This window comes from Microcystis panniformis FACHB-1757 (assembly GCF_001264245.1).
Taxonomy (GTDB): domain Bacteria; phylum Cyanobacteriota; class Cyanobacteriia; order Cyanobacteriales; family Microcystaceae; genus Microcystis; species Microcystis panniformis.
In genome coordinates this window covers 5,409,197-5,431,246 of sequence record NZ_CP011339.1, presented here as the reverse complement: position 1 = coordinate 5,431,246, position 22,050 = coordinate 5,409,197, and the positions used below count along the sequence as shown (strand labels likewise).

Below are 22,050 nucleotides of genomic sequence, written 5' to 3'. Positions count from 1 at the left end.
CATAAATGTAGAGGGAGAAGTATTACCTCTCCAGGCGCAAATCGCCGAGCGTCATCAATTCCCATATCAGGTTACAAGGTAGCAAGCCCTAGCTTGAAAAATTCGCTAAGATATATGGTTCTTCGTTACTTGGTATTTCAATGGGGTTGCATAGATCAACTAAATCCTTATCTGGCAAGAGATTTAATTAATTAGTTCGCTCTAGATCAGAAACAATTGACAAAAATCACCAAATGTTTTTCTCTATAAGGGTTTCATCTCTTATAATCCTGTCCGTTGCATAAGACAAACCAAAGAACCATTATTCTTCACTTAAATTAAAATCAATGCGTTGATAAATATCCTGCAATGACATTTGAAAATCCACAGAATGAAACCTTAAAGCATCTTTGTCTGATTCAGAGGCTTTAAACAACCACTCCCCATTATTTTGTTGATAAAACTGCTCAACATAATAACGGTATTGATCAATCAAAATATATTCTTTAAACTCAGGAATTGAGCGATAAAACTTAAACTTATCAGTACGGTCATAATCTCTAGTTGATTTCGATAAACCCTCGACAACGATTAACGCATTAGTTACAGTGTTTGTGCCTTTTCCTTCATATAATGGTTTGTCTTTAATCACCATGACATCAGGATAAGTATAAAAGCGATATCTTGGCATCCATAACCGTACATCACTCATAAAAGCCCAATAATCTTGATTGTTAATCTTAGTCGGAAAATTTTTATAAAAATTACCAGCAATCAGATTATGATTGATTGTTGCTCCCGTCATAGGAATAATATCTCCATCTAGATATTCATTTTTGTATTCTGCTGTTTCTTCTAGCTGACAGTATTCTTCAGGTGTGTAATAGCGTTTTTCGATTTGAACTTGCATACTAACCTCCCTTATCTTGGTTAAATTGCCATTCAATAGCAACTTTAATATTAGCTTGTGCTGAATCTTTTGTCAGCAAAGGAATCACCGTTTTACCCTCAACTTGTAACCCAAATTCTAAAGTAACTTTACTGGGTGGATTGGATCGGGAAATCATGATAAGCTCATCTAAAAATATAGCAAATTATACAGACATCTAAGACAAGTAATAGAGTGTAGGCAAGGCACATGAGCCTTTCTTGTCTGAATCTGGCTGCTAATCTAAGAATAAGCGGTTTAAATGCGTCTTAGCTTATTAGCATTTCTTGTCTAATTCCCTGTTTCCGCCGAAAAGCGATCGCTAGTTGTCCAATTTAACTTGACTCGAGTGTATAACAGCCATTTCCCCACACAGATCCCTAGAGAGCGTTTCTCATAAAGATGAAGTATAAGCTAATTCGCTATCGACGATCGACTCCCACCTGAGCATTAAGATAACTGTTATCAGAACGTAGGTTGGGCTTCGGCCGTGAGCTTTTGCCGAACGGTTGAAGCATGAAACCCAACGCCAGATCATGTTGCGCTACCGCTAACCCATCCTACAAATAATTGTGCCTCCCTACTTATCAGTAATTATGGGAAAATAAATCCCCATACCTTATTTCCTCGTGGCACAATAGAGACAAAGTATAAAAAACTTAACAATAAGGAGGGGTTCGATGGTTGCTACACCAGTCAAAACAAAACGTCTTACCGTGCAGGTGGCCAATCTCACCGCAGACATCACCGCTATTCGTTCCCTCGATTGGGATCGCGATCGCTTCGATATTGAATTCGGATTACAAAACGGGACGACTTATAACTCCTATCTGATTCGTGGGGAAAAAATCGCCCTTGTGGATACCTCTCACGAAAAATTCCGTCAACTATATTTTGATAGTCTCAACGGATTAATTAACCCGCAAGAAATCGATTATTTAATTATCAGTCATACCGAACCCGATCACAGTGGGTTAGTCAGAGATATATTGGAACTCGCTCCCAATATTACCGTCGTTGGTTCGAAAGTAGCAATTCAGTTTTTAGAGAATTTAGTTCATCATCCTTTTCAGCGTCAACTGGTCAAAAATGGTGATCAGTTAGACCTAGGCAATGGTCACATTCTCGAATTTGTTAACGCTCCTAATTTACACTGGCCCGATACTATTTTTACCTACGATCACGGTTCGGGAATTTTATTTACCTGTGATGCCTTCGGAATGCACTACTGTTCCGATGATCTCTACGATGAGCAGTTAAGTGCTATTGAACCAGATTATCGCTTCTATTATGAATGTTTAATGGCTCCTAATGCTCGTTCCGTACTAGCGGCGATGAAACGGATGGAACCCCTAGGTAATATTAATCTCGTGGCTAATGGTCATGGACCGTTATTAAAACATAATGTTACTGAATTATTGACCCATTATCGTGATTGGAGTCAGGCACAAACTAAGGCAGAAAAAACCGTCGCTGTCTTCTATATTTCCGATTATGGTTATAGCGATCGCCTCTGTCAATCGATTGCTAAAGGTATTACTAAAACTGGTTTGGCTGTAGAAACTTTAGACCTGAAATCCGCCGATCCCCAAGAGGTAAAAGAATTAGCTTCTTCTGCGGTGGGAATCGTCATCGGTACTCCCCCCGTTTCTGGTATTAATGCCCAAGAAATTACGGTTAATTTAGGCACAATTCTCGCCTCGGTTAACCCCAAACAATATATCGGAATGTTTGAATCTCAAGGGGGTGATGATGAATCAATTTTACCTCTATTTAATAAGTTTCGTGAAGTTGGTTTAACCAAAGCTTTTGATCCCATTCGTAGCACAGAAACTCCTAACGAGAGTCTCTATCAACGCTGTGAAGAAGCGGGTACAGACATGGGACAACTATTAACCCAAGAGGTAAAAGTTAAACAAAGAAAATCCCTCGATACTGACCTCGATAAAGCCATCGGACGGATTAGCGGTGGTTTATATATTATTACCACCAAGAAAGGAGACAGAAGCGGGGCAATGGTCGCTTCTTGGGTGACGCAAGCAAGTTTTGATCCTCCCGGTTTTACCGTTGCTGTGGCTAAAGATCGGGCGATCGAGTCTTTAATGCAAGTGGGGGATCAATTCATTTTAAACATTCTGGAAGAAGGCAATTATCAAACCCTGATGAAACACTTTTTAAAACGTTTCGGACCTGGGGAAGATCGTTTTGCAGGAGTCAATACTCGCACCGCTAATAATGGTTCCCCAATTTTAGCCGATGCTCTCGCTTATTTAGAATGTGAGGTAGTTAGTCGCATGGAATGTGCTGACCACTGGATTGTTTACAATAAAGTTGCCGATGGTCGCGTTTCTAAACCTGATAGTTTAACGGCCGTTCACCATCGCAAAGTCGGTAATTATTATTAGGATTTTTGCTTGATTTGACTGGTTGAGAAAATACAGATCAAGATGCTTGCTCTCAGCTTTTGAGATGGTTTAACCTCTCAACCAGTTAGTCATACTAAATCCGTTGAGTATAGGCTACATATCAGGACGGGCAAAAGGCAATAGGCAATAGGCAAAAGGAGCAATAGATAATCAGTTTTTAATAACCAGATTTAGTAGCACATCTGATCACTGACAACTTACCCACTGATAACTGATCACTGTTCCTATGGACTAATACCCGCAGATTTAAGGGCCTTGTCCATTAAAATTACATGGGTACTGCTTTCCTGTCCCTCATTGTCAGCACGACGCTGAATATAACTGCCATCGGATTGTAATTCCCATGCTTGTCGGTTATCTGACAACATAATGCCGAGAATTTCTTCTAGTTCCTTGGCGATCGCTGGTTCATCGATAGGTGTCACTGCTTCCACGCGACGAGTCAGGTTCCGCGTCATCCAATCGGCGCTACCAATATAAACCTCCTCCTGACCACCATTGTAGAAGTAAAAAATGCGGGAATGTTCCAAAAAGCGGCCGATAATGCTAATTACTCGGATATTTTCGCTTATTTCTGGCAATCCGGGTCGTAAACAACAGATGCCGCGAATAATTAAGTCAATCTGCACACCAGCACGAGAAGCGGCGTATAAAGCTTCTATAATCGGTTTATCGACAAGAGCGTTCATTTTTGCGACAATGCGCCCCGTACCGCCATTTTTACAGTTTTTGGCCTCGCGATCGATCATTGCTAACATCCGTTTTCGCAAACTCACTGGAGCAATTAAAAGTTTGCGATAGGATTGCTGACGGGAGTATCCAGTCAGAAAGTTAAATAAATCGGTGATATCTGCCCCCAAATCCTCGCGACAGCTAAGTAAACCCAAATCAGTGTATAATTTAGCTGTTTTTGGGTTATAATTGCCCGTGCCAATATGGAAATAACGACGGATTTTATCCCCTTCTTTTCTGACCACGAGAACCACTTTTGTGTGGGTTTTTAGACCAACTAAGCCATAAACAACGTGAACTCCGGCTTGTTCGAGCTTTTTCGCCCAACTAATGTTATTTTCCTCATCAAAGCGTGCTTTTAGTTCCACTAACGCCGCTACCTGTTTACCATTTTCCGCCGCTGCAATCAGGGAATTGACAATCGGGGAATCTCCGGAAGTACGATACAAAGTCATTTTAATCGCTAAAACATGGGCATCATGGGCCGCCTGGGCGATAAACTGTTGTACTGAGGCACTAAAGGAATGGTAGGGGTGATGAACGAGAATATCGTTATTGCGAATTAAAGTAAAAATATCTTCGCCATCCTGTTCTAGGATCCCGTCTTCGTTACCGTCAACTATTTCTCGCAATCCCTGTAAAACCGGTGGGGTGACAGGATTCCACGGCGGATCTTTCAGTTCGGGACAGGGTAAGGACAGAAAATAAAATAAATCTTTGTGTCCTAGCAGTCCATCCACATCGTAAACATCGATCTCCTCAAGTCCCAGATCGCGCATGATCCGGTCTTTAATATTGCTAGGAGTAGAACTGTGAATTTCCAGACGTACTGCCGATTTACCGATGCGGCGCTTGCGTACTTCTTCCTCGATCGCTAATAATAAATCATCGGCCTCATCTTCTTCGACGGAGATGTCAGCATTGCGCGTCACCCGAAAAGGATAACATTCTTGAATGATCATGCCGGGGAAAAGTGCCTCTAAATTGTGCATTACCACCTGTTCAAGGGGTACTCCCGTCCAAATCGAAGCTTTTCCGTCTTGGTGGCGTAATTCTTTTGATAATGCCAGAAAACGGGGGAAAACCTGCGGCACTTTCACCCTGGCAAATAGTTCTTTATCGGTATCGGGATCGCGAACGACTACGGCTAAATTGAGACTAAGATTAGAAATATAGGGAAAAGGATGACTAGGATCCACCGCTAGGGGAGTTAAAACGGGGAAAATATTTTGTTCAAAGTAATCGTGGAGATAATTGCGCTGTTCTTGATGTAAATCTACATAGTTAATCAGATGAATTCCCTGTTCCACTAAGAGATTTTTTAGGGTGTGTTCAAAAAGACGATCCTGCTGTTGCACAAGGGGACGCAGACGTTTACTGATCTCGGTTAGCTGTTCCGAGGCAGTCCGGCCATCGGCACTTAAAACGGCTACATTTGCCTCTACTTGTTGTTTAAGCACTGCCACCCGTACCATAAAAAATTCGTCGAGATTGGCACAAAAAATGGCGGTAAATTTTAATCTTTCCAGTAGAGGAGTCCGAGGATCAAGTGCTTCATAAAGCACACGACGATTAAATTCTAACCAGCTTAATTCTCGGTTAAAGTAATATTGCGAATCTTTAAGATCGATTGCAGAAGTTACGGTAGGAGCTTTAGTCATAGAGTCTAATACCTAAATAATAGATTAAACAGTTAGTAAGAAGCCACTCAAGTCTAAATTTGACTATTTTTGGCGTTTTTTTAGGCTACACTGCCCCAGATTAACCAAAGTTACCCCGATTATCTTGGATGCTAATCCTACTGATTCTAGCCTGACTGGGGAAAAAATCAATTTATTAACAGGTTAAGAAATCAGTCCCGACAGATCAAGGTTAAATTAATCTTTCAGTGAAATTAGAGTGCCAGGAAGAACAATAGGCATAATTTGCTGAGAATATTGTCTTTAAAGCCCAGCTTTGATTATAACACAAAGTCGAGCCGAGCCGATTTGTTAAATATAGCGTTTCCAAGTTCAGGCAATAAACCGAATCAGAATATTTGATAAGGATGATGATTAGATTGCCAATTAATCATTAGTGTATATAGGGATTGCTGAAAAAGTACGGGCGAAGCATTCGGATAGAAAATCTCCGGTTTCACCGATAAATTATTGCCCGAATGCTTCGCCCCTACAGGACGCGGCCCGATGAAGTGCCTACATTTCACATTTATTCAGCAAGCCCTAATTAATTCGTCAATATTTATTGACAGCTTCTCTTTGTCAATAAACTTACTAAAATTTAATCCTTCAAACTTTAAATCCAACTTATTCCTAAGAGATAGCAATCTTAATTTACCAATTTCCTGCCCTAACTTTAGTAAAGTTTCTCTAATATCTTTGGAAAAAGCTGCATTTTTTTTCACTTCCTCGTTCTTTTAATAATTTATCGAAAGCAGCAGATTTAATTAACATCATTTCCAAATCATGTTCATCGGTTAAAAAGAGATGATTACTGTCGGGAATTTGCTGTTCTATTCTCGAAAAATCCGCATCTATAACAGCAACAACTCGGCAAAAATTTTCTTTTTCTAAGATGGATAATGCTTTGATAGCATTATTTTTATTAGAGGCAATTGTGATCCTAACCTCTTGCTTGTTTACTAATCGCTCATAAATAAGTTTATCGCTATGACCTTCAACAATTAAAAAAACTCCCTCATGATCGCTGCGTAGTAAACGAATGCTATTAGCAATTCTGTCAGGTGTTATCTGTTCTCTCATCTTTGCTTTTTTGCTTTGGTTTCTCTAATTCAACTGTCAAATCCCAACGATCATTAATAATATCAGGAGAATGGGTAGCCATCAAAATATCTAACCCGGAAAGTTTCGTGATTTCCTGTAAGTCTTTTAAAAATTCCTGCTGCCATGAAATATGAAGTGACATTTCTGGTTCATCAATTAAGATCAAAGTATTAGGTTTAACTTTAAATAACAATTCATATAAAATTACTAATTCGTGCTGTTCCCCAGAAGATAAATCTGTTGGCGATAAAACCTCCCCTTCTTGGGTAGTGAAGATAAACCCTTTGCTTTGATCAATAGTAACACTTTTGAAAGAATATTTTTTATTAATTATATTTTTAAATAGCTCTACTTTAGGATAAATGTCATTGAATACATTGAGCTTTTTATCTACATCCTCAATATAAACCGATAATAACTTTCTGGTGCTATCATCAATACTATCTTTAACTTGGAAGTTAGAATCTTCATCTTTTTTCAATAGTCCTGCACTAATTAATTGATTTCTTTCGCTTTCAAGTTGATCAATTTTTTCCCTTAGTTCATCATCGGTCAATGATGCCTTTTTTTGTACAACTCTCGCTGGAAAGGTTCGGTCTAAAGTTTGAGATAGTTGTCCATACTCTGCTAATTTAGTTTGAATATTTTCTGCTAAATCTTCAGAATAGCTGGCCACAGAGTACAATGTCATCGGCATCCTTATAGTTCTGCCATTTTTGGCACTATTGGAAATATCTAATAGACGTTGTGATTCAATAAAACGAACATTAATAGAGTCTATAATTTTCTTTAACCAATCAGGATATTCTTTCTGGAATTGCTTGGGTAAATATTCTCCAAATCGTTCATAAATATCTTCTAAATCCATAATTTCTTTTGTGGGGGTATAGAGCCATTTTTCTGATCCAACTCTATCTAAACCGGGTATGAAATCATCTATCATGCTGAGAGGGAAAGAAATTGTTTTCCCGTCTAGTAAATTAGGATAAAAAGTCAGTTTTTCTTTTTGATCGGAGGAAGTAAAATTAAAATTAATCTTTGGTCTTACATTACTTTTTTTATTCTTACTGGTGGAATCTTTGACAACATCCACAAAGCTGTTATCGTCAAAAATTATAGTAAATTTTTGAAAAGGAATAGCTCTTATATCTGAATACTTTAAGTTAAAAAAGCCATTGACTAATCGCAGTATTGAGGTTTTCCCAAAGCCATTTTTACCATGAATAATAGTTATTCTTTCCTCCATATTGAGATTAATTGTATGGTCAAATATGCCAAAAAGATGCTTAACTGTAATTTGTTTAATTCTCATAATTTTCTGGGAGCAAGCGATTAAACTTAGACGCACTCTACTACTCATAACTTGAGAGGATCGAGGCGTTGAAGCTAGAAATTTTGGCAGACGTTTTCAAAAAACGCCTATAGACACTGTATTATACCAAATCCCTTTTTAATAGTATGATTAACTCCCAATCGAACTTTAACAACCCAGTCCCTTCTCCTAGCCGCCACTTAACCTGACAGTATATATTAAGAAAAGCAACAAATGCTTTACAGATAAACAAAAATATGCAGCAAATTCTAGGATTAGAGACACAAGCAAAAATTTGGCATTGGCGGGGATTCAAAATCACCTATCAAAGTGCGGGGGAGACAGGACCGGCGATCGTGCTTGTGCATGGATTTGGGGCATCTTGGGGACATTGGCGGAAAAATATCCCCGTTTTAGGCGAAAAATGTCGCTGTTTTGCCCTAGATTTAATTGGTTTTGGCGGTTCCGACAAACCCGAACCAAAAAACGAGATCGATTATACTTTCGAGACTTGGGGGGCGCAAATTGCCGATTTTTGTCGGGAAGTGGTGGGGGAACCTGCTTTTTTGGCGGGTAATTCCATCGGTTGCGTGGCCATTATGCAGGCTGCCGTCGATTATCCCGATTTTGTCCTTGGGGTAGCGGCGATTAATTGTTCCCTCAGACTACTGCACGAAAGAAAACGGGGGGAATTACCCTGGTATCGTCGTTTAGGCGCGGATATTGCCCAAATAATTCTCAAAAACAAGGCAATTGGGGCTTTTTTCTTCCAACAGATCGCTAAACCCCAGACAGTGCGTAAAATTCTCCTGCAAGCTTATCGGCGCTCGGAAGCAGTAACGGAGGAATTAGTAGAAATAATCCTAAAACCCGCCCGAGATCCAGGAGCGTTCAAGGTTTTCCTCGCTTTTACCGCTTATTCTGGCGGCCCGCTGCCAGAAGACCTGCTGCCGATTCTCCCCTGTCCGGCTATTCTGCTTTGGGGTAGCGAAGATCCCTGGGAACCCTTGGCCTTGGGCCAAGAATTAGCACGATTCCCGACAGTAAAACAGTTTATCCCCTTAGCTGGTTTAGGCCACTGTCCCCAGGATGAGGCCCCAGAAATAGTTAATCCGATTTTATTAGAGTTCCTGCAAGCTTATAGCTAAGTTCCTCTAGTAACCAGAAGACCTGGTATTAATGGGTTGTTGGATGGAGAAACCTCGGTTAATACTTTGAGGGGGAACTTGATTGGGGGTGCCATTATTGTTGGGTGGCATTCCCTGATTGGGATAACCAGTGACGTTCGGTTGACTGCCGTAGATGGGGGGTTGATATACAGGGGGTTGATAATAGTTGGATTGGTTGCTAGGGCCCGGGACCGGGTTAGGGTTGGCATTATTCCAGGAGGGTAGGGGTTGAACATTTTGTTGTTCAGGGGAATAATTTCCCTGGGGGTTTACTTGATTCGGGCTGCCCCCGGGGTTGAGATTAGGAGAATTATTCAAGTTAGCAGTCCGCGAGCGATTTTCGATTTCCCTTTGTAAAGGATAATTGCTACTGTCGCCACTAATCGGTCGCAGTTGAATCGGTTGCAGACTTTTACTAGCCTTCGGTGCCTGATTTTGCTTAGTCTGCGGCATTAACGGCGCAAATAAGGAGGGTTTCTGGTTCTTATCGGGATTAGTATTTAGAGGATTAAAAGGCTGCGTCGAGGCCGGTTTGTTCTGGCGGGCGGTATTATTATGGGCAGGAATGGCTGGCAATGGTACAGTACTGGGGAGAGGAGTATCGGTAATCTGGTTGGCCCGGATTTCCCGCTCCTCTAAGGACATTCCTGGGGTATCTAATACCGAACCCAACCATTCAGGGTTCTGTTGATATACCCACAAACCAATTAGAGCCAAGGAAAATATTCCTAACGGCAGCCAAAATAAAGGTTGGGCAAAGGGTTTTAATCCTGCCAGGAAATAGCGCATGGAAGAAGAATCTTTATAGTCACTCATACCGCTTAACCCTCTATAGGTTTTCCCCCATGCTATCAAATCAGTGAGCAGTTATCAGTTTTTTTGCCCTCAGCCTTGCACAACAGGTGACGCTTAGGTTGCTCCCAGTATTGCTGCTTACGAACAAAAGTATCGTCAAAGCTCAGGCTCTAGGTTTCAATCTTAAGAGTTTTCAGTTCCCCGTTCCCTGATACGGCGTAGAATGATAAGATTGTTTTCAAAGATACAATAGGCGTTTGTCTTCGCTAGAGAGTTTATGAAAGTTGGCGATCGAGTTCGTGTAATTGAGTCTGTGGTAGTTTATCACCATCCTGAACACAAATCGGATCCTTTTGACGTGAAAGGACTAGAGGGAGAGGTGAAAGGGATTGTCACCGAATGGCGTGGTAGGCCGGTTAGCGCCAACCTACCCGTCCTCGTCGAGTTCAGTAAAAAGTTTAAAGCCCATTTTCGAGATTTTGAGTTAGAAATCGTGGAAAAAGCCGCCGAATAGGGACTTTTTCGCTTATTTAAGCTACAAAGCGAATAAATTTATTTTTGCCCACCTGTAGGACTTTTCCGGTTAAAGCTTCGGCTGTCTCAAAACTTTTGTCCACATCGGTGATTTTCTCGCTATCGATCCTCACAGCGCCCCCCTGAATCTGTCTTCTCCCTTCGCCGCTACTTTTACACAAGCCGGTGGACGAGAGAAGATAGAATAATTTCAGGGGAAAAGTGACCGCTGCTAGGGAAAATTCGGGTACAGAAGCAGCGGCCGCTGTATTTCCCTGTAGAACTATCTCCTGCGCCGTTTTTTGTGCTTTTAATGCCTCCTCTTTCCCGTGAAACTGGGCAACTACCTCGATCGCCAGTTTTTTTTGTGCCTCCCGCGGATTGCTCGCAATAGCATCTAATGGCAAATTTGTCAATAGTTCGTAATAATCTTTTAACAAAGCGTCGGGGGTTTTTTCCAGTTTCGAGTACATGGACAGGGCCGATTCCCGCAATCCCACATAATTATTCAGGGATTTGGACATTTTTTGACTGCCATCGGTTCCGATTAAAATCGGTAAAAGTAGCCCGAATTGCGGTTTTTTACCGAAATATTTCTGCAAATCACGACCGACGGCAATATTAAATTTTTGATCAGTTCCTCCCAATTCGACATCGGCCTCGACAGCGACGGAATCATAACCCTGCATTAAGGGATAGAGAAATTCATGGAGAAAAATCGGGTTTTCCCGGTCGTAGCGTTCGGAAAAGCCTTCTTTTGCCAACATTTGCCCGACGGTCATGGTGGAGAGAAGTTCGAGAATTTGCGATAGGTCTAATTTCCCCAACCATTCCGAGTTATAGCGAATTTCTAGGCGATTAGGCGTGTTAAAATCTAAAATTGGGCGTAATTGTGCCAGATAATTCTCGGCATTGGCTCTCACTTCTTCGATGGTTAATTGTTTTCTAACTTCCGATTTTCCGGTCGGATCGCCGATTCTAGCGGTAAAATCACCAATAATCACCACTGCCACATGACCGGCATCCTGGAAAGCACGCAGTTTCCGAAAAGGGATACTATGACCTAGGTGAATATCGCTGCCGGTGGGGTCAATACCTAGTTTAATTCTTAAAGGGCGATCAGTAGTTTGCAGTAGTTGGGTTAAATTTTCCCTAGGATCTTGGGAGTCGGGTTGATGGGGGAATAGGTCACTGGTGCCACGGGTTAGCCAGTCTAGGGAGGAAGATACGGTCATTGTTGCTCATTTTCCACAGCCTTCCCATTATAGTTTTTTATTATGTCAAGTAACAAGCCAAAGGTAAATAAACTGGTATCTTCAATAAGAGTCGATAACATCTTGACAATTCTCCCGATCAAATATAGAGTCTTAAAATCTTCTTTTTCAAAATTATCAAAAAATTTCCCTGTCTTGAATTGCGATCAGATAAGCCGATGAATCCTAGTTTTAATAACTCTATACCAGTGCAGAGGATCAAAGTTTCTGTAATTGTTTCTACCTATAAATCAGCAGAGTTTATCTGGGGTTGTTTAGAGGATTTAGTTACTCAAACTCTTTATGAAAAGGGAGAATTAGAAATTATTATTATCGATAGTGCTTCTCCGGAGAATGAAGGGGAGATTATCCAAGAGTTTCAAGAGAATTACCCTAATATTATTTACCAGAGAACTAGAGAACGAGAAACCCTCTACTGCGCTTGGAATCGTGCTATTAAACTAGCTAGGGGTTCCTATCTCACCAATGGGAATACTGATGATCGTCGCTGTTTCAATGCTCTGGAAATTATGGCTAATTATCTAGATAACAATAGAGAGATTAGTTTAGTTTATGCCGATCAATTAATTACCACCATCAAAAATGATACTTTTGCCACTACCCCAGCTTTAAAACATTGGAATTGGCCAAATTACTCCTATCAACAGATGCGTCAAGGTTGTTGTGTGGGTTCTCAACCAATGTGGCGAAAAATGCTGCACGATAAATATGGTTATTTTCAGGAAAATTTTCGCTGTGCTGGTGATTACGAATTTTGGTTAAGAATCGGCAGTCAAGGGGAAAAAATGGCTTTGATTCCTGAGATTTTAGGGTTATATTATTTAAATCTCCAAGGCTTAGAACATGGCAGTAATGGTCAAGCATTACAGGAACATTATCAAGTGTGTAAAATCTATGAAATTCCTCACTCAGAAATTAAGGATATAGAGATTAAACCCAATCCAGTTAAGATGGAAGATTTAGGCATAATTTTAAATAAGGATGAGCGAGAAAAATTACAAACAATTCAAGCTATCTCCCGGAAAAGATGCCCAATTATTGTTATTGATGGCGTGATCTTTCAACTTGAGCAACGAAAATTAGCCAGGATTTGGTCTTCAATTTTAGAATATTGGAGTCAATTAGAATTTAGTCAACACATTGTTATTTTAGATAGAAATAACACCGCACCAAGATGGGAAGAATTTAAATATTGGCCTGCGGAATCCTACGATTATAATTGTACGGGAAAGGATGCCAGAAAAATTCAAGCTATCTGCGATCGCCTACAGGCTAATTTATTTATTTCCACTTTTTATACCAGTCCCTTAACCACTCCTTCTCTACTTTTTCTTGCTTCTGAGTTCCCAGAAGAAAACGGCAATTTACCAGTGGATTTAGAAAAACACTATGCCATTTTGTCCGCTTCTAAAATCATCGCTTTTTCCTTTAATATTGCCCAAGATTTAAGAAAGTTATACCCAAAAATTACCCCCGAAAAAATTGATATTATCGAGTTTTTTGAAATTAATCAAAAAATAGCGGAAGAAATCACTGATTTTCTCTGGTATGCGCTCAGTGAAACTAAGGAATCAAGTCAGAATCAAGTCTGGTTAGAGTTAAGAAAATTACAGGAAGCACAACAGACAATGTATCTGAAACAACAGCAAGATTATCATACTAGGCAAGGGATGGGAATATCCCTAAAAGAATTAGATAATAATCATAACTATCTCCAGAAAAATAATCAGGAATTACGGGAAGAAATTAACTATTTGTCCTCCCGTAAGGGAATAGTAAAAACCCTATCGAAAACTTCTATTTTACTTCTTGCTAAGATCAAGAAAAAACTCCCAATGTTTTAGGGAATTAAGGGAAAGTTTCCTAACAATGCTCCGATCCTGGCACGGCAGTGCCTAAAAGTGGTAAAGTAATGTTAAGAATTAGAGGAGAAAACACTGTGCCACATTCGATCGTCACTGGAATTTGTGAAGGGGTTGCTGATTGCGTTTCCGCTTGTCCTGTTGCTTGTATCCATCCGGGACCAGGTAAAAATGTTAAAGGAACCGATTGGTATTGGATTGATTTTGCCACTTGTATTGACTGTGGTATCTGTTTACAAGTATGCCCCGTCGAAGGTGCAATTCTGCCGGAAGAACGTCCCGATTTACAAAAAACTCCCTAATTTATCAGTTATCAGTTATCAGTTATCAGTTATCAGTTATCAGTTATCAGTTATCAGTTATCAGTTATCAGTTATCAGTTATCAGATGTAAGTTTTAAGTTATCAGATGTAAGTTTTCAGTTTACTGATTACTGTTCACTGAAAATGCTTCCCACTTCCCCATTCATAATTCATATTACTCTCTCCTATCTCCTTTTTACCTTACCATGAATTATCTTTTAGAAGTTGAACAGGTTTATGCTGGTTATGTGCAGGATTTATACATATTGCAAGGGGTTAACTTTCGCATTGCACCGGGGGAATTAGTCACGGTTATCGGTCCCAATGGTGCGGGAAAATCCACCCTCGCTAAGACGATTTTTGGTTTATTAAAACCCAGTGCTGGAACTATCACTTTTAAGGGAAAAAATATCACTGGTTGGAAATCTAATCAAATCGTTCCCCTCGGTATGGGTTATGTTCCCCAAATTGCTAATGTTTTTCCGTCCCTGAGTATCGAGGAAAATCTAGAAATGGGGGCTTTTACCAGTAAAAAAGCGATTAAACCCCTAAAAGAGCGCATTTATGCCATGTTTCCCCGTTTGCTTGAGCGCCGTCGTCAGAAAGCTGGCACTTTATCCGGAGGAGAAAGACAGATGTTAGCCATGGGAAGAGCGCTAATGTTGCAACCAGATTTATTAATTCTCGATGAACCTTCGGCAGCTTTATCTCCTATCTTAGTAACCAGCGTTTTTGAACAGATAAAAGCGATTAATCAGACGGGAACTGCCATTATTTTAGTGGAACAGAATGCCAAAAAAGCCCTAATGATGTCCGATCGAGGTTATGTTTTAGAAAGTGGTCAAGATCGTTTTCAGGGATCCGGTCAAGATTTACTCAATAACCCGAAAGTAGGGGAATTATACCTCGGGGCGGCTTATCATGGCGCACCAGGAAGGGATTGATATTAAAAGGTATAGGAGAGGGGGAGTGGGTACGGTTAATTCATAGTAGGGTTAATTCATAAGTACCTAGGCAAAATTATTTACACATGACGATCATTGCCCCGTAAGGGTTTTAGCTCGATCGGGCAGGTAATTAATTTTGCATGACTACTTAGTAGGGTTGATTCATAGTAGGGTTGATTCATGAATCAACCCTACCCAAACCCCGGAGCGCATTAGCTTTTCGGTGGGATGCTTACACGCGATTGTTCATATTTTTGTACTAATTTAAGAGTCACTGATAATTGCTGATTGTCGATATTTCTGCAAATGTGGGATGCACCGGGGGGAGATTTTTTCAGTGAACAGTAAACAGTAAACAGTGAACTGAAAACTCAAATCTGACGACCGACGACCGACTACCGAAAACGAAGTTTCACTTTTTAGCATACCAGCGCCATAAAACTCGGGCTAAACGTTGGGGATCGTGACGAACTTTGGCAGTAACTTCATCTTCTGCCATTACATTCGCTAAAACAATGCGATAACCCATTTTTCCCACTTCCTCGCGATCTAAAAAGACGGGATGACTATGCTCTTGGGCGTATAATTGTAGGGATTGGGGCGATGGTGCAGTTCTTTGGGCCAAAACCGCATCAAAGACGCGTTCTTCACAAACTCCTTCGATTGCTCGCAAATGATCAGCCACCGAATAATTATCCGTTTCCCCCGGCTGGGTCATAATATTACAAACATAGACACGGGGGACTGTCACCTGTGCTAGGGCCTGACGAATTGCGGGAACCAACAAATTAGGGATAATACTGGTATAAAGACTACCCGGCCCGATAATAATATAATCTGCCTCCTTGATTGCCGCTAAAGCAGCCGGTAAAGCGACCGGATCGGCAGGATGACAGCCAATCTGACGAATTTGCCCCATAGCTTCGGTTATCTTCGATTCTCCCTCAATAATGCGCCCATCGGCTAACTTAGCCCAGAGACTAACATCGGTAAGGGTAGCAGGTAGCACTTTGCCGCGAATGGCCAAAACTTTGGCACTAGCATCGATCGCCTGTTCCAGATCGCCGGTAATCTCGGTCATAGCGCTGATAAATAAATTACCAAAACTGTGGCCCGATAAACCATCCCCGGCATGAAAGCGATATTGAAACAATTCCGTTAATAACTTTTCCTCATCGGCTAAAGCGGCGATACAATTGCGAATATCCCCCGGGGGTAAAATGCCCATTTCCCGACGTAATCGGCCCGAAGAACCGCCATCATCAGCTACGGTGACAATAGCGGTGATATTAGAACTATACTGTTTTAAACCGCGTAAAAGCGTCGATAAACCCGTACCGCCACCGATGGCCACGATTTTCGGGCCGCGATGGAGACGACGATGGGTGCGTAGGAGATCGACTAATTCCTCCGATGCGTCCGGTTGTAGTGCTTCTGTAATCGTTTCGACAGTGCGACTCTGACCCCAGAATAACAAAAAGACACCCAACAAAACCGCCAGCGGCCCGGAAACAGAATTAGGGACCAAACGGGCGATCGTTTCTAATGCTTGGGAAACAAACTCTAAAAAGCGATTAACTGGGGTTAATTTTACCCAAATAGCCAAACCGAAGGAGGTGAGAAAAACACCGGTTAAACTGATTAAAAGCCAGCGTTTGACAAAAAGACCGGGAGAAAGCCATTTAAACCAACGATTAACCCGTTTAGGCGTTTTTCTGCCCACAGAAGCGGCTATTTTTCCCTTCTGAGCGTTGAGTTCCCGTAGCGTCTGTTTAAATGGACTCATAGATGTGGCCTGGCAGCGAACGCATTGATTCTGGAGAGACTGTAGCCGAAAAAGGGGACAAACTCAAGCTTAATTAGGGTCTGCTGAAAAAGTTTTTTGTGGGGAGAGGGTGTGGGGTGTGGGGTGTAGGGTGTAGGGTTTTCCCGATTTTGAGGAGGTCAATTACCTAATTTTCAGGGAAAAAGTCCAGGGATTTTCCCCCCGATCACTCCCATATCTGGTACTTTTTGATTGCCAAAAAGTCTAAAAGTCTTACCCAACAAGGTTTTTAGATTTATTCAGCCAGCCTGACCTAACCTCCCACTTGAGAATAGGCCGCCTCGGAAATTGTGGGAATATCGGCGTATTTGCCGATAACCGACTGTATAATGCTGTAAACACAGGCGGCAAATGCTCCCAAAAAGACGACGTTAAAAAGAGTTTCTACCACTAAATTCGCCCCTAAACCCCTAGCGACGAAACCTAAGACCAATCCCAATAAATACACCAAAATCTCGATTAAAATCGCCTGCATGGTGTTAAAGCGGATAAAATGACTGATGCGGGGATTGCGTACCACGGCGAAAAAGAGGACGAAAAAGATAATTAAACTGCCAAAGCTTCCCAGAGAACTATAGAGAAAAGCTAAGGGATATAAGGCTATTGCTAAGGCCGCTCCTAAAAAAGGAATTTGCTGAAAGATAAAGATACCGAAGGCAAAAGCCGAATATAAGGGTAAAAGATATACTAAAGCTGCAAAAATGCGATCTTTTGTATCGGTTGAGCCACGCCAAGTCATAATCTATCGTCTCCTGAGACTACTGCTAACTCCCTCCAAGATAACCCGGCAGCCCATCAGACTTCGCGTAACTGAAGAAATTGATCGAGGCCGAACATTCTTGAACCTCGATCGAGTTATCGAAAATTTGGGTTAAAACCCCGTCGTTTTACGACGGCTTTTCCTGATTTTCAATGTAGCACTTAAGAACTTCCAGTGGCGCACCTCCTACAGAAGATACAAAATAACTGGGCGACCAAAGAGCGTCTTTCCCGTGCGGTTTAGGATAACCAGCTTGTCCATACCTACGACTAGAGACTCCCTTTAAAGAATTGACCATTACGGAAATAGATAGTTTTGGCGGGTATTCAATCAATGCGTGTATATGATTAGACTCCCCGTTAAATTCCAATATCTGAAAATTCATTTTTCCCGCAACTTCCCTAAAAGACTTTTCAACTAAAGTCAGACTTTTACCAGTAAAAACCTTACTTCTGTATTTTGTCACACAGACCAAGTGTATTTTTAAATCGGAAACAGAGTTTCTTTCTCTTCGCAACTGACTTGACATTATTAACAGACCTAGTTAGGGGCTGCTGAAAAAGCTTTTCTGGGGCAGGGTGTGGGGTGTGGGGTGTGGGGTGTGGGGTTTGATCGATTTTCAGGTGGTCAACTACCTAATTTTCAGGGAAAAAGTACCTGAATTTTCCCCCCTATCCCCGCAATGGCTGGCACTTTTTGAGGGGAAAAAAGTCCAAAAGTCTTATCCAACAAGGTTTTTAGATTTATTCAGCAAACCCTAGTTAAAATAAATACAGACACACACATCTTAACCCAATGAAAGCGAGGTATCAATACCGTATTTACCCAACAGACCAACAAAAGAGGCTTTTGTCTCAGTTGTTCGGGTGTGTGCGCGTTGTCTGGAACGATACCTTAGCTTACTGTCAAGAACTCTATCGACAAGGGGAGAAAAAGCCAAAATATACTGAGTTATCTAAAAGACTAACTCAAGTCAAGAAAACAGAAGAAAAACAGTGGTTAACCGAGGTTTCTTCTATCCCTTTACAGCAGTCTTTGAGAGACTTAGAGACAGCCTATTCTAACTTTTTTGCATCTTGCAAGGGAGAAAGAAAAGGAAAGAAAGTCAAACCTCCTAAATTTAAGAAGCGTAAATCTAAACAATTAGCAAGATTTACCGATAATGGTTTTACCGTTAACCAACACTGCGTTACTTTAGCGAAAATCGGTGATTTAAGAATAGTTTGGAGTCGCCCATTACCTTCTAAACCTTCTAGCGTCACCGTGATCAAAGACGCATCAGATCGATACTTTCTTAGTTTTGTCGTCGAGATTCAGTCCGAAATACTTCCCAATAATGGGGAGTCAGTGGGAATTGATCTAGGGATTGCTACCTTTGCTACCCTCTCAACAGGAGAAAAGATAGACGCACCGAAACCGTTAAAGAAACGATTAAAACGACTAAGAAAAGCACAGAAAAACCTTTCTAGAAAGCAAAAAGGAAGTAACCGACGGGAAAAAACAAGAAAACGAGTGGCTAAAATCCACGCAAAGATTAAAGACACTCGTACTGATTTCTTGCAGAAACTATCCACTAGAGTTGTTCGTGAAAATCAAACGATAATTTTAGAGGATTTAAACACATCGGGAATGGTTAAAAATCGCAAGTTGTCCCGTGCTATATCAGATTTAGGATGGCGTTCTTTTCGAGATATGCTATCGGCAAAATCTGACAAATATGGGCGTGATTTTCGGATAATTTCCCGATGGGAGCCAACGTCTCAGAGGTGTTCCTGTTGTGGGAATATCGGCGGGAAGAAAGCGTTAAATATCCGTGAGTGGGAATGTCTTTTCTGTGGGACTTTCCATGATCGAGACGTGAACGCCGCAATTAATATCAAGGTCGCCGGTGGGCAATCGGAGACCTCAAAAAACGGACGCAGAGGAAAGTGTAAGACTTCTGTTAAAGAAGCAGCATCCCGTGAAGCGTCAACCCAGCGGTCGGTCGTTCAATTAAGTTTGTTTGATCTGCTGGTCATCACCGTCCGGCCCCGGCGGTGAGGATGTCAATCTCAAACAGAGACGGGGTGCTTGATTTCCTCTAACAGAGCCAGATATTCCTCCTTAAAATACTTTAGGGTACTTAAAATCGGATTGGGAGCGCTTTGACCAAGACCACAAAGACTGGTTTCTTTGACCATTTGACAGAGATGTTCTAGGTTTTCGAGGTCGTGAATATCGGCTTTTCGAGCGATAATTTTGGCCAATAATTCAAACATTTGTACTGTTCCCGTGCGACAGGGGATACATTTACCACAGGACTCCTCGCGACAGAACTCCATATAGAATTTCGCCACTTCCACCATACTGGTAGTATCATCCATAACCACCATCCCCCCAGATCCCATCATCGAACCGAGTTTGGCTAAGGATTCGTAATCCACGGGAGTATCGAGTAAATTAGCGGGAATACAACCCCCAGAGGGGCCGCCGGTTTGTACCGCTTTCACTTGACCATCGGGAACACCACCCCCCATCTCCTCGACAATTTCCCGGAGAGTAATACCCATCGGCACTTCAATCAGCCCATTATTGCGAATTTTTCCCGTCAAAGCGAAGATTTTTGTGCCTTTACTGCTGGCAGTACCGATATTGGCGTACCAAGCGGCTCCCTCGCGGATAATAGCGGCGATATTAGCGTAGGACTCCACGTTATTAATCAGGGTGGGACAACCATCGAGACCCGATTGGGCCGGATAGGGGGGACGGGTGCGGGGAGTACCGCGGCCGCCTTCAATGGAATGGATGAGAGCGGTTTCCTCTCCACAGACAAAGGCCCCCGCCCCGATGCGGATATCTACCTTAAAATCGAAAGTGGACTCGAATACTTGGGAACCCATTAAACCAAATTTTTTGGCCTGATTAATCGCTTTTTGCAGACGATCGATCGCCAGAGGATATTCGGCTCTAACATAGATATAACCATGATCCGCCCCCACAGCATAGGCAGCGATCGCCATTCCTTCCAGGACTAAATGGGGGTCACTTTCCAAGACACTACGGTCCATAAACGCCCCGGGGTCGCCTTCATCGGCATTACAGATAACGTATTTTTGTTTACCCGGTTGTTTAGCCACCGTCGCCCATTTTAAACCGGTGGGATAACCCGCACCTCCCCGGCCGCGCAAACCGCTTTTGGTGATTTCCTCCACCACCTGGGCCGGAGTCATCTCGTAGAGGGCCTTGTAGAGAGATTGATAACCACCGACGGCGATATATTCCTCAATGCGATCGGGATCGATTTTACCGCTATTTTCCCGGACAATTTTGACTTGATGGGAGAAAAAGGGATGTTTTGAGTCCCCTAATTGCACCTCGGTTTTGCCGCCGTTTAAGGCCGCAATAATGCTGGCCGCACTTTCCGGGGTGACTTCTTCGTATAGGAGATCCTGGGGATCCACTTCCACCAACGGACCGCGACCACAAAAACCCATACAACCGACCCCCACCACTTCGACTGTATCCTCTAGGTGTGCCTCTTTGACGGCAGTGGCGAGGTTTTTTTCGATTTGGAGGGAGTTAGCAGCTTGGCAACCGGTGGAAGTGCAACAATGCACCCGGATGCTTTTTTGTCTAGTTTTTTCTTTCTCGGCCACTGCCAATAATTCTTGTAAGTCCATATTTTTCTCAATCCACTAGAGTGAAAAATTACTGGGAGAAACTCTTTAGTTTCGCCAAGACAGTTTCCGAATCTTGTTTTGGGGCCACGACTCCATCGAAGACCACGGCCGGTGCAATCCCACAGGCCCCGATACAACGGGCCGACACTAGGGAAATTTCTCCATCGGCGGTGGTTTCTCCCACTTTGACATCAAAGGCGTTTTCGATGTCTTCGAGGATTTTGCCGCTGCCTTTGACATAACAAGCGGTCCCCATACAGACGATACAGGTGTGTTTTCCCGCCGGTTTCAGGGAAAAGAGATGATAGAAGGTTGCTACCCCATAGACGCGACTGAGGGGCAGTTTTAGCGCCCGGGCAACGTAGAGGAGAACATCTTCTTCTAGGAATCCGAAGGCCTCTTGGGCTTTGTGCAGGACTTCAATCAGGGCTGATTGATTATATCCTGCCCGCTTCATGGTGATGTCGAGGACTTTGAAGCGTTTATCGCCACTGGGATGCTCTTTTTTCTCCGTTTGACGAGGATTGGCAGTTTGCATAAATCTTGACCAAATAAATTTTAGGGGCGATGACGGGAAAAAGATGGAGAGTTGTCGGTTTTCCTTGGTCATCTCCCTGCTTTTATTCTGACACTGGCTCCGGAGGGCGATCGATAACTTTATCTTTCCTTTAGTTATTGGGGGATAGGGGATTTTTCGGCCTTGTCAAATTGAAAGATGCTCCGAATCAGCCTGGAACTGAAATTACTTTGATAGCAAGGATTGCATTGCATCTTTCCTATAATA

Annotated in this window: 21 protein-coding genes and 1 pseudogene; 9 read left to right on the top strand and 13 right to left on the bottom strand. The window is 42.1% G+C overall.

Going from position 1 to position 22,050, the window contains the following annotated elements; genetic code table 11:
* Positions 1 to 105 precede the first annotated feature (105 nt).
* The 3 genes and pseudogenes from VL20_RS33350 to VL20_RS31985 form a co-directional block, all read right to left on the bottom strand.
* A pseudogene (locus VL20_RS33350) lies at positions 106 to 289 on the bottom strand (hypothetical protein).
* A gap of 12 nt (positions 290 to 301) precedes the next feature.
* Positions 302 to 889, bottom strand: coding sequence for a Uma2 family endonuclease (locus VL20_RS25545; RefSeq protein WP_052278218.1), 588 nt, complete (start codon positions 887 to 889; stop codon positions 302 to 304).
* Between the two features lies 1 nt (position 890).
* Positions 891 to 1,046: a CU044_2847 family protein gene (locus VL20_RS31985; RefSeq protein ID WP_002762885.1), complete on the bottom strand. Its 156-nt coding sequence runs from the start codon at positions 1,044 to 1,046 to the stop codon at positions 891 to 893.
* Positions 1,047 to 1,587: 541 nt separating this feature from the next.
* On the opposite strand from VL20_RS31985, the gene VL20_RS25540 reads away from it, so the two are divergent.
* Positions 1,588 to 3,312: a diflavin flavoprotein gene (locus tag VL20_RS25540; RefSeq protein ID WP_052278217.1), complete on the top strand. Its 1,725-nt coding sequence runs from the start codon at positions 1,588 to 1,590 to the stop codon at positions 3,310 to 3,312.
* Positions 3,313 to 3,557: 245 nt separating this feature from the next.
* Here the strand turns inward: VL20_RS25540 and ppk1 are convergent, their stop codons facing one another.
* From ppk1 to VL20_RS25525, 3 genes are all read right to left on the bottom strand, one after another.
* The gene (ppk1, locus tag VL20_RS25535; RefSeq protein ID WP_052278216.1) at positions 3,558 to 5,726 is read right to left on the bottom strand and encodes a polyphosphate kinase 1; all 2,169 of its coding nucleotides are present in this window, start codon (positions 5,724 to 5,726) and stop codon (positions 3,558 to 3,560) included.
* A gap of 708 nt (positions 5,727 to 6,434) precedes the next feature.
* On the bottom strand, positions 6,435 to 6,827 hold the full coding sequence (locus VL20_RS25530) for a DUF4435 domain-containing protein (protein ID WP_284525919.1): 393 nt from the start codon (positions 6,825 to 6,827) through the stop codon (positions 6,435 to 6,437).
* Positions 6,805 to 8,160 (bottom strand): AAA family ATPase, encoded by a 1,356-nt coding sequence (locus tag VL20_RS25525; RefSeq protein WP_052278582.1) that lies wholly within the window; start codon positions 8,158 to 8,160, stop codon positions 6,805 to 6,807. Before VL20_RS25525 ends, VL20_RS25530 begins: the two co-directional genes overlap by 23 nt.
* A 257-nt stretch (positions 8,161 to 8,417) precedes the next feature.
* On the opposite strand from VL20_RS25525, the gene VL20_RS25520 reads away from it, so the two are divergent.
* The gene (locus tag VL20_RS25520; protein WP_052278215.1) at positions 8,418 to 9,308 is read left to right on the top strand and encodes an alpha/beta fold hydrolase; all 891 of its coding nucleotides are present in this window, start codon (positions 8,418 to 8,420) and stop codon (positions 9,306 to 9,308) included.
* Positions 9,309 to 9,314: 6 nt separating this feature from the next.
* Here VL20_RS25520 and VL20_RS25515 read toward each other — a convergent pair whose 3' ends face one another.
* Positions 9,315 to 10,145 (bottom strand): hypothetical protein, encoded by an 831-nt coding sequence (locus VL20_RS25515; RefSeq protein WP_052278214.1) that lies wholly within the window; start codon positions 10,143 to 10,145, stop codon positions 9,315 to 9,317.
* A gap of 256 nt (positions 10,146 to 10,401) precedes the next feature.
* On the opposite strand from VL20_RS25515, the gene VL20_RS25510 reads away from it, so the two are divergent.
* A complete protein-coding gene (locus VL20_RS25510) occupies positions 10,402 to 10,638 on the top strand; it encodes a ferredoxin-thioredoxin reductase variable chain (RefSeq protein ID WP_052278213.1) in 237 nt (78 codons plus the stop codon).
* A 16-nt stretch (positions 10,639 to 10,654) separates the two neighbouring features.
* Here VL20_RS25510 and tyrS read toward each other — a convergent pair whose 3' ends face one another.
* Positions 10,655 to 11,872, bottom strand: coding sequence for a tyrosine--tRNA ligase (tyrS, locus tag VL20_RS25505; RefSeq protein ID WP_052278212.1), 1,218 nt, complete (start codon positions 11,870 to 11,872; stop codon positions 10,655 to 10,657).
* Between the two features lie 197 nt (positions 11,873 to 12,069).
* On the opposite strand from tyrS, the gene VL20_RS25500 reads away from it, so the two are divergent.
* The 4 genes from VL20_RS25500 (at position 12,070) to VL20_RS25490 (ending at position 15,019) form a co-directional block, all read left to right on the top strand.
* Positions 12,070 to 13,755: a glycosyltransferase gene (locus VL20_RS25500; RefSeq protein ID WP_052278211.1), complete on the top strand. Its 1,686-nt coding sequence runs from the start codon at positions 12,070 to 12,072 to the stop codon at positions 13,753 to 13,755.
* Between the two features lie 95 nt (positions 13,756 to 13,850).
* Positions 13,851 to 14,075: a ferredoxin family protein gene (locus VL20_RS25495; RefSeq protein ID WP_016516721.1), complete on the top strand. Its 225-nt coding sequence runs from the start codon at positions 13,851 to 13,853 to the stop codon at positions 14,073 to 14,075.
* Positions 14,029 to 14,166, top strand: a complete 138-nt coding sequence (locus VL20_RS31400) for a hypothetical protein (protein WP_158499391.1) — start codon at positions 14,029 to 14,031, stop codon at positions 14,164 to 14,166. Before VL20_RS25495 ends, VL20_RS31400 begins: the two co-directional genes overlap by 47 nt.
* A gap of 115 nt (positions 14,167 to 14,281) precedes the next feature.
* Positions 14,282 to 15,019, top strand: coding sequence for an ABC transporter ATP-binding protein (locus tag VL20_RS25490; protein WP_052278210.1), 738 nt, complete (start codon positions 14,282 to 14,284; stop codon positions 15,017 to 15,019).
* A 415-nt stretch (positions 15,020 to 15,434) separates the two neighbouring features.
* On the opposite strand, the gene VL20_RS25485 is transcribed toward VL20_RS25490, so the two are convergent.
* From VL20_RS25485 to tnpA, 3 genes are all read right to left on the bottom strand, one after another.
* Positions 15,435 to 16,808 carry a gluconeogenesis factor YvcK family protein gene (locus tag VL20_RS25485; protein WP_052278209.1) on the bottom strand — a complete coding sequence of 458 codons (1,374 nt, stop codon included), beginning with the start codon at positions 16,806 to 16,808 and terminating at the stop codon, positions 15,435 to 15,437.
* Between the two features lie 292 nt (positions 16,809 to 17,100).
* Positions 17,101 to 17,586, bottom strand: a complete 486-nt coding sequence (locus tag VL20_RS25480; protein WP_002762922.1) for a Tic20 family protein — start codon at positions 17,584 to 17,586, stop codon at positions 17,101 to 17,103.
* Positions 17,587 to 17,734: 148 nt separating this feature from the next.
* Positions 17,735 to 18,136, bottom strand: a complete 402-nt coding sequence (gene tnpA, locus VL20_RS25475) for an IS200/IS605 family transposase (protein WP_052276317.1) — start codon at positions 18,134 to 18,136, stop codon at positions 17,735 to 17,737.
* A gap of 49 nt (positions 18,137 to 18,185) precedes the next feature.
* Between tnpA and VL20_RS33960 the strand changes: the two genes are divergently transcribed.
* Entirely contained in the window at positions 18,186 to 18,368 is a 183-nt protein-coding gene (locus tag VL20_RS33960; RefSeq protein ID WP_170915337.1) for a hypothetical protein, read from the top strand.
* 34 nt (positions 18,369 to 18,402) lie between these two features.
* On the top strand, positions 18,403 to 19,647 hold the full coding sequence (locus VL20_RS25465) for an RNA-guided endonuclease InsQ/TnpB family protein (RefSeq protein ID WP_052278207.1): 1,245 nt from the start codon (positions 18,403 to 18,405) through the stop codon (positions 19,645 to 19,647).
* A gap of 11 nt (positions 19,648 to 19,658) precedes the next feature.
* Here the strand turns inward: VL20_RS25465 and nuoF are convergent, their stop codons facing one another.
* A complete protein-coding gene (gene nuoF / locus VL20_RS25460) occupies positions 19,659 to 21,266 on the bottom strand; it encodes an NADH-quinone oxidoreductase subunit NuoF (protein ID WP_052278206.1) in 1,608 nt (535 codons plus the stop codon).
* Between the two features lie 28 nt (positions 21,267 to 21,294).
* A complete protein-coding gene (hoxE, locus tag VL20_RS25455; protein WP_052278205.1) occupies positions 21,295 to 21,804 on the bottom strand; it encodes a bidirectional hydrogenase complex protein HoxE in 510 nt (169 codons plus the stop codon).
* Positions 21,805 to 22,050: the final 246 nt, after the last annotated feature.

What these genes read in the sequence shown, in the direction of transcription:
- ppk1 (WP_052278216.1), bottom strand. Translation starts at nt 5,726, where the DNA reads ATGACTAAAGCTCCTACCGTAACTTCTGCAATCGATCTTAAAGATTCG.
- VL20_RS25485 (WP_052278209.1), bottom strand. Translation starts at nt 16,808, where the DNA reads ATGAGTCCATTTAAACAGACGCTACGGGAACTCAACGCTCAGAAGGGA.
- hoxE (WP_052278205.1), bottom strand. Translation starts at nt 21,804, where the DNA reads ATGCAAACTGCCAATCCTCGTCAAACGGAGAAAAAAGAGCATCCCAGT.
- VL20_RS25490 (WP_052278210.1), top strand. Translation starts at nt 14,282, where the DNA reads ATGAATTATCTTTTAGAAGTTGAACAGGTTTATGCTGGTTATGTGCAG.
- VL20_RS25500 (WP_052278211.1), top strand. Translation starts at nt 12,070, where the DNA reads ATGAATCCTAGTTTTAATAACTCTATACCAGTGCAGAGGATCAAAGTT.
- VL20_RS25515 (WP_052278214.1), bottom strand. Translation starts at nt 10,145, where the DNA reads ATGAGTGACTATAAAGATTCTTCTTCCATGCGCTATTTCCTGGCAGGA.
- VL20_RS25480 (WP_002762922.1), bottom strand. Translation starts at nt 17,586, where the DNA reads ATGACTTGGCGTGGCTCAACCGATACAAAAGATCGCATTTTTGCAGCT.
- nuoF (WP_052278206.1), bottom strand. Translation starts at nt 21,266, where the DNA reads ATGGACTTACAAGAATTATTGGCAGTGGCCGAGAAAGAAAAAACTAGA.
- tyrS (WP_052278212.1), bottom strand. Translation starts at nt 11,872, where the DNA reads ATGACCGTATCTTCCTCCCTAGACTGGCTAACCCGTGGCACCAGTGAC.
- VL20_RS25530 (WP_284525919.1), bottom strand. Translation starts at nt 6,827, where the DNA reads ATGAGAGAACAGATAACACCTGACAGAATTGCTAATAGCATTCGTTTA.
- VL20_RS25545 (WP_052278218.1), bottom strand. Translation starts at nt 889, where the DNA reads ATGCAAGTTCAAATCGAAAAACGCTATTACACACCTGAAGAATACTGT.
- VL20_RS25465 (WP_052278207.1), top strand. Translation starts at nt 18,403, where the DNA reads ATGAAAGCGAGGTATCAATACCGTATTTACCCAACAGACCAACAAAAG.
- VL20_RS25525 (WP_052278582.1), bottom strand. Translation starts at nt 8,160, where the DNA reads ATGAGAATTAAACAAATTACAGTTAAGCATCTTTTTGGCATATTTGAC.
- tnpA (WP_052276317.1), bottom strand. Translation starts at nt 18,136, where the DNA reads ATGTCAAGTCAGTTGCGAAGAGAAAGAAACTCTGTTTCCGATTTAAAA.
- VL20_RS25520 (WP_052278215.1), top strand. Translation starts at nt 8,418, where the DNA reads ATGCAGCAAATTCTAGGATTAGAGACACAAGCAAAAATTTGGCATTGG.
- VL20_RS25540 (WP_052278217.1), top strand. Translation starts at nt 1,588, where the DNA reads ATGGTTGCTACACCAGTCAAAACAAAACGTCTTACCGTGCAGGTGGCC.
- VL20_RS25510 (WP_052278213.1), top strand. Translation starts at nt 10,402, where the DNA reads ATGAAAGTTGGCGATCGAGTTCGTGTAATTGAGTCTGTGGTAGTTTAT.
- VL20_RS31985 (WP_002762885.1), bottom strand. Translation starts at nt 1,046, where the DNA reads ATGATTTCCCGATCCAATCCACCCAGTAAAGTTACTTTAGAATTTGGG.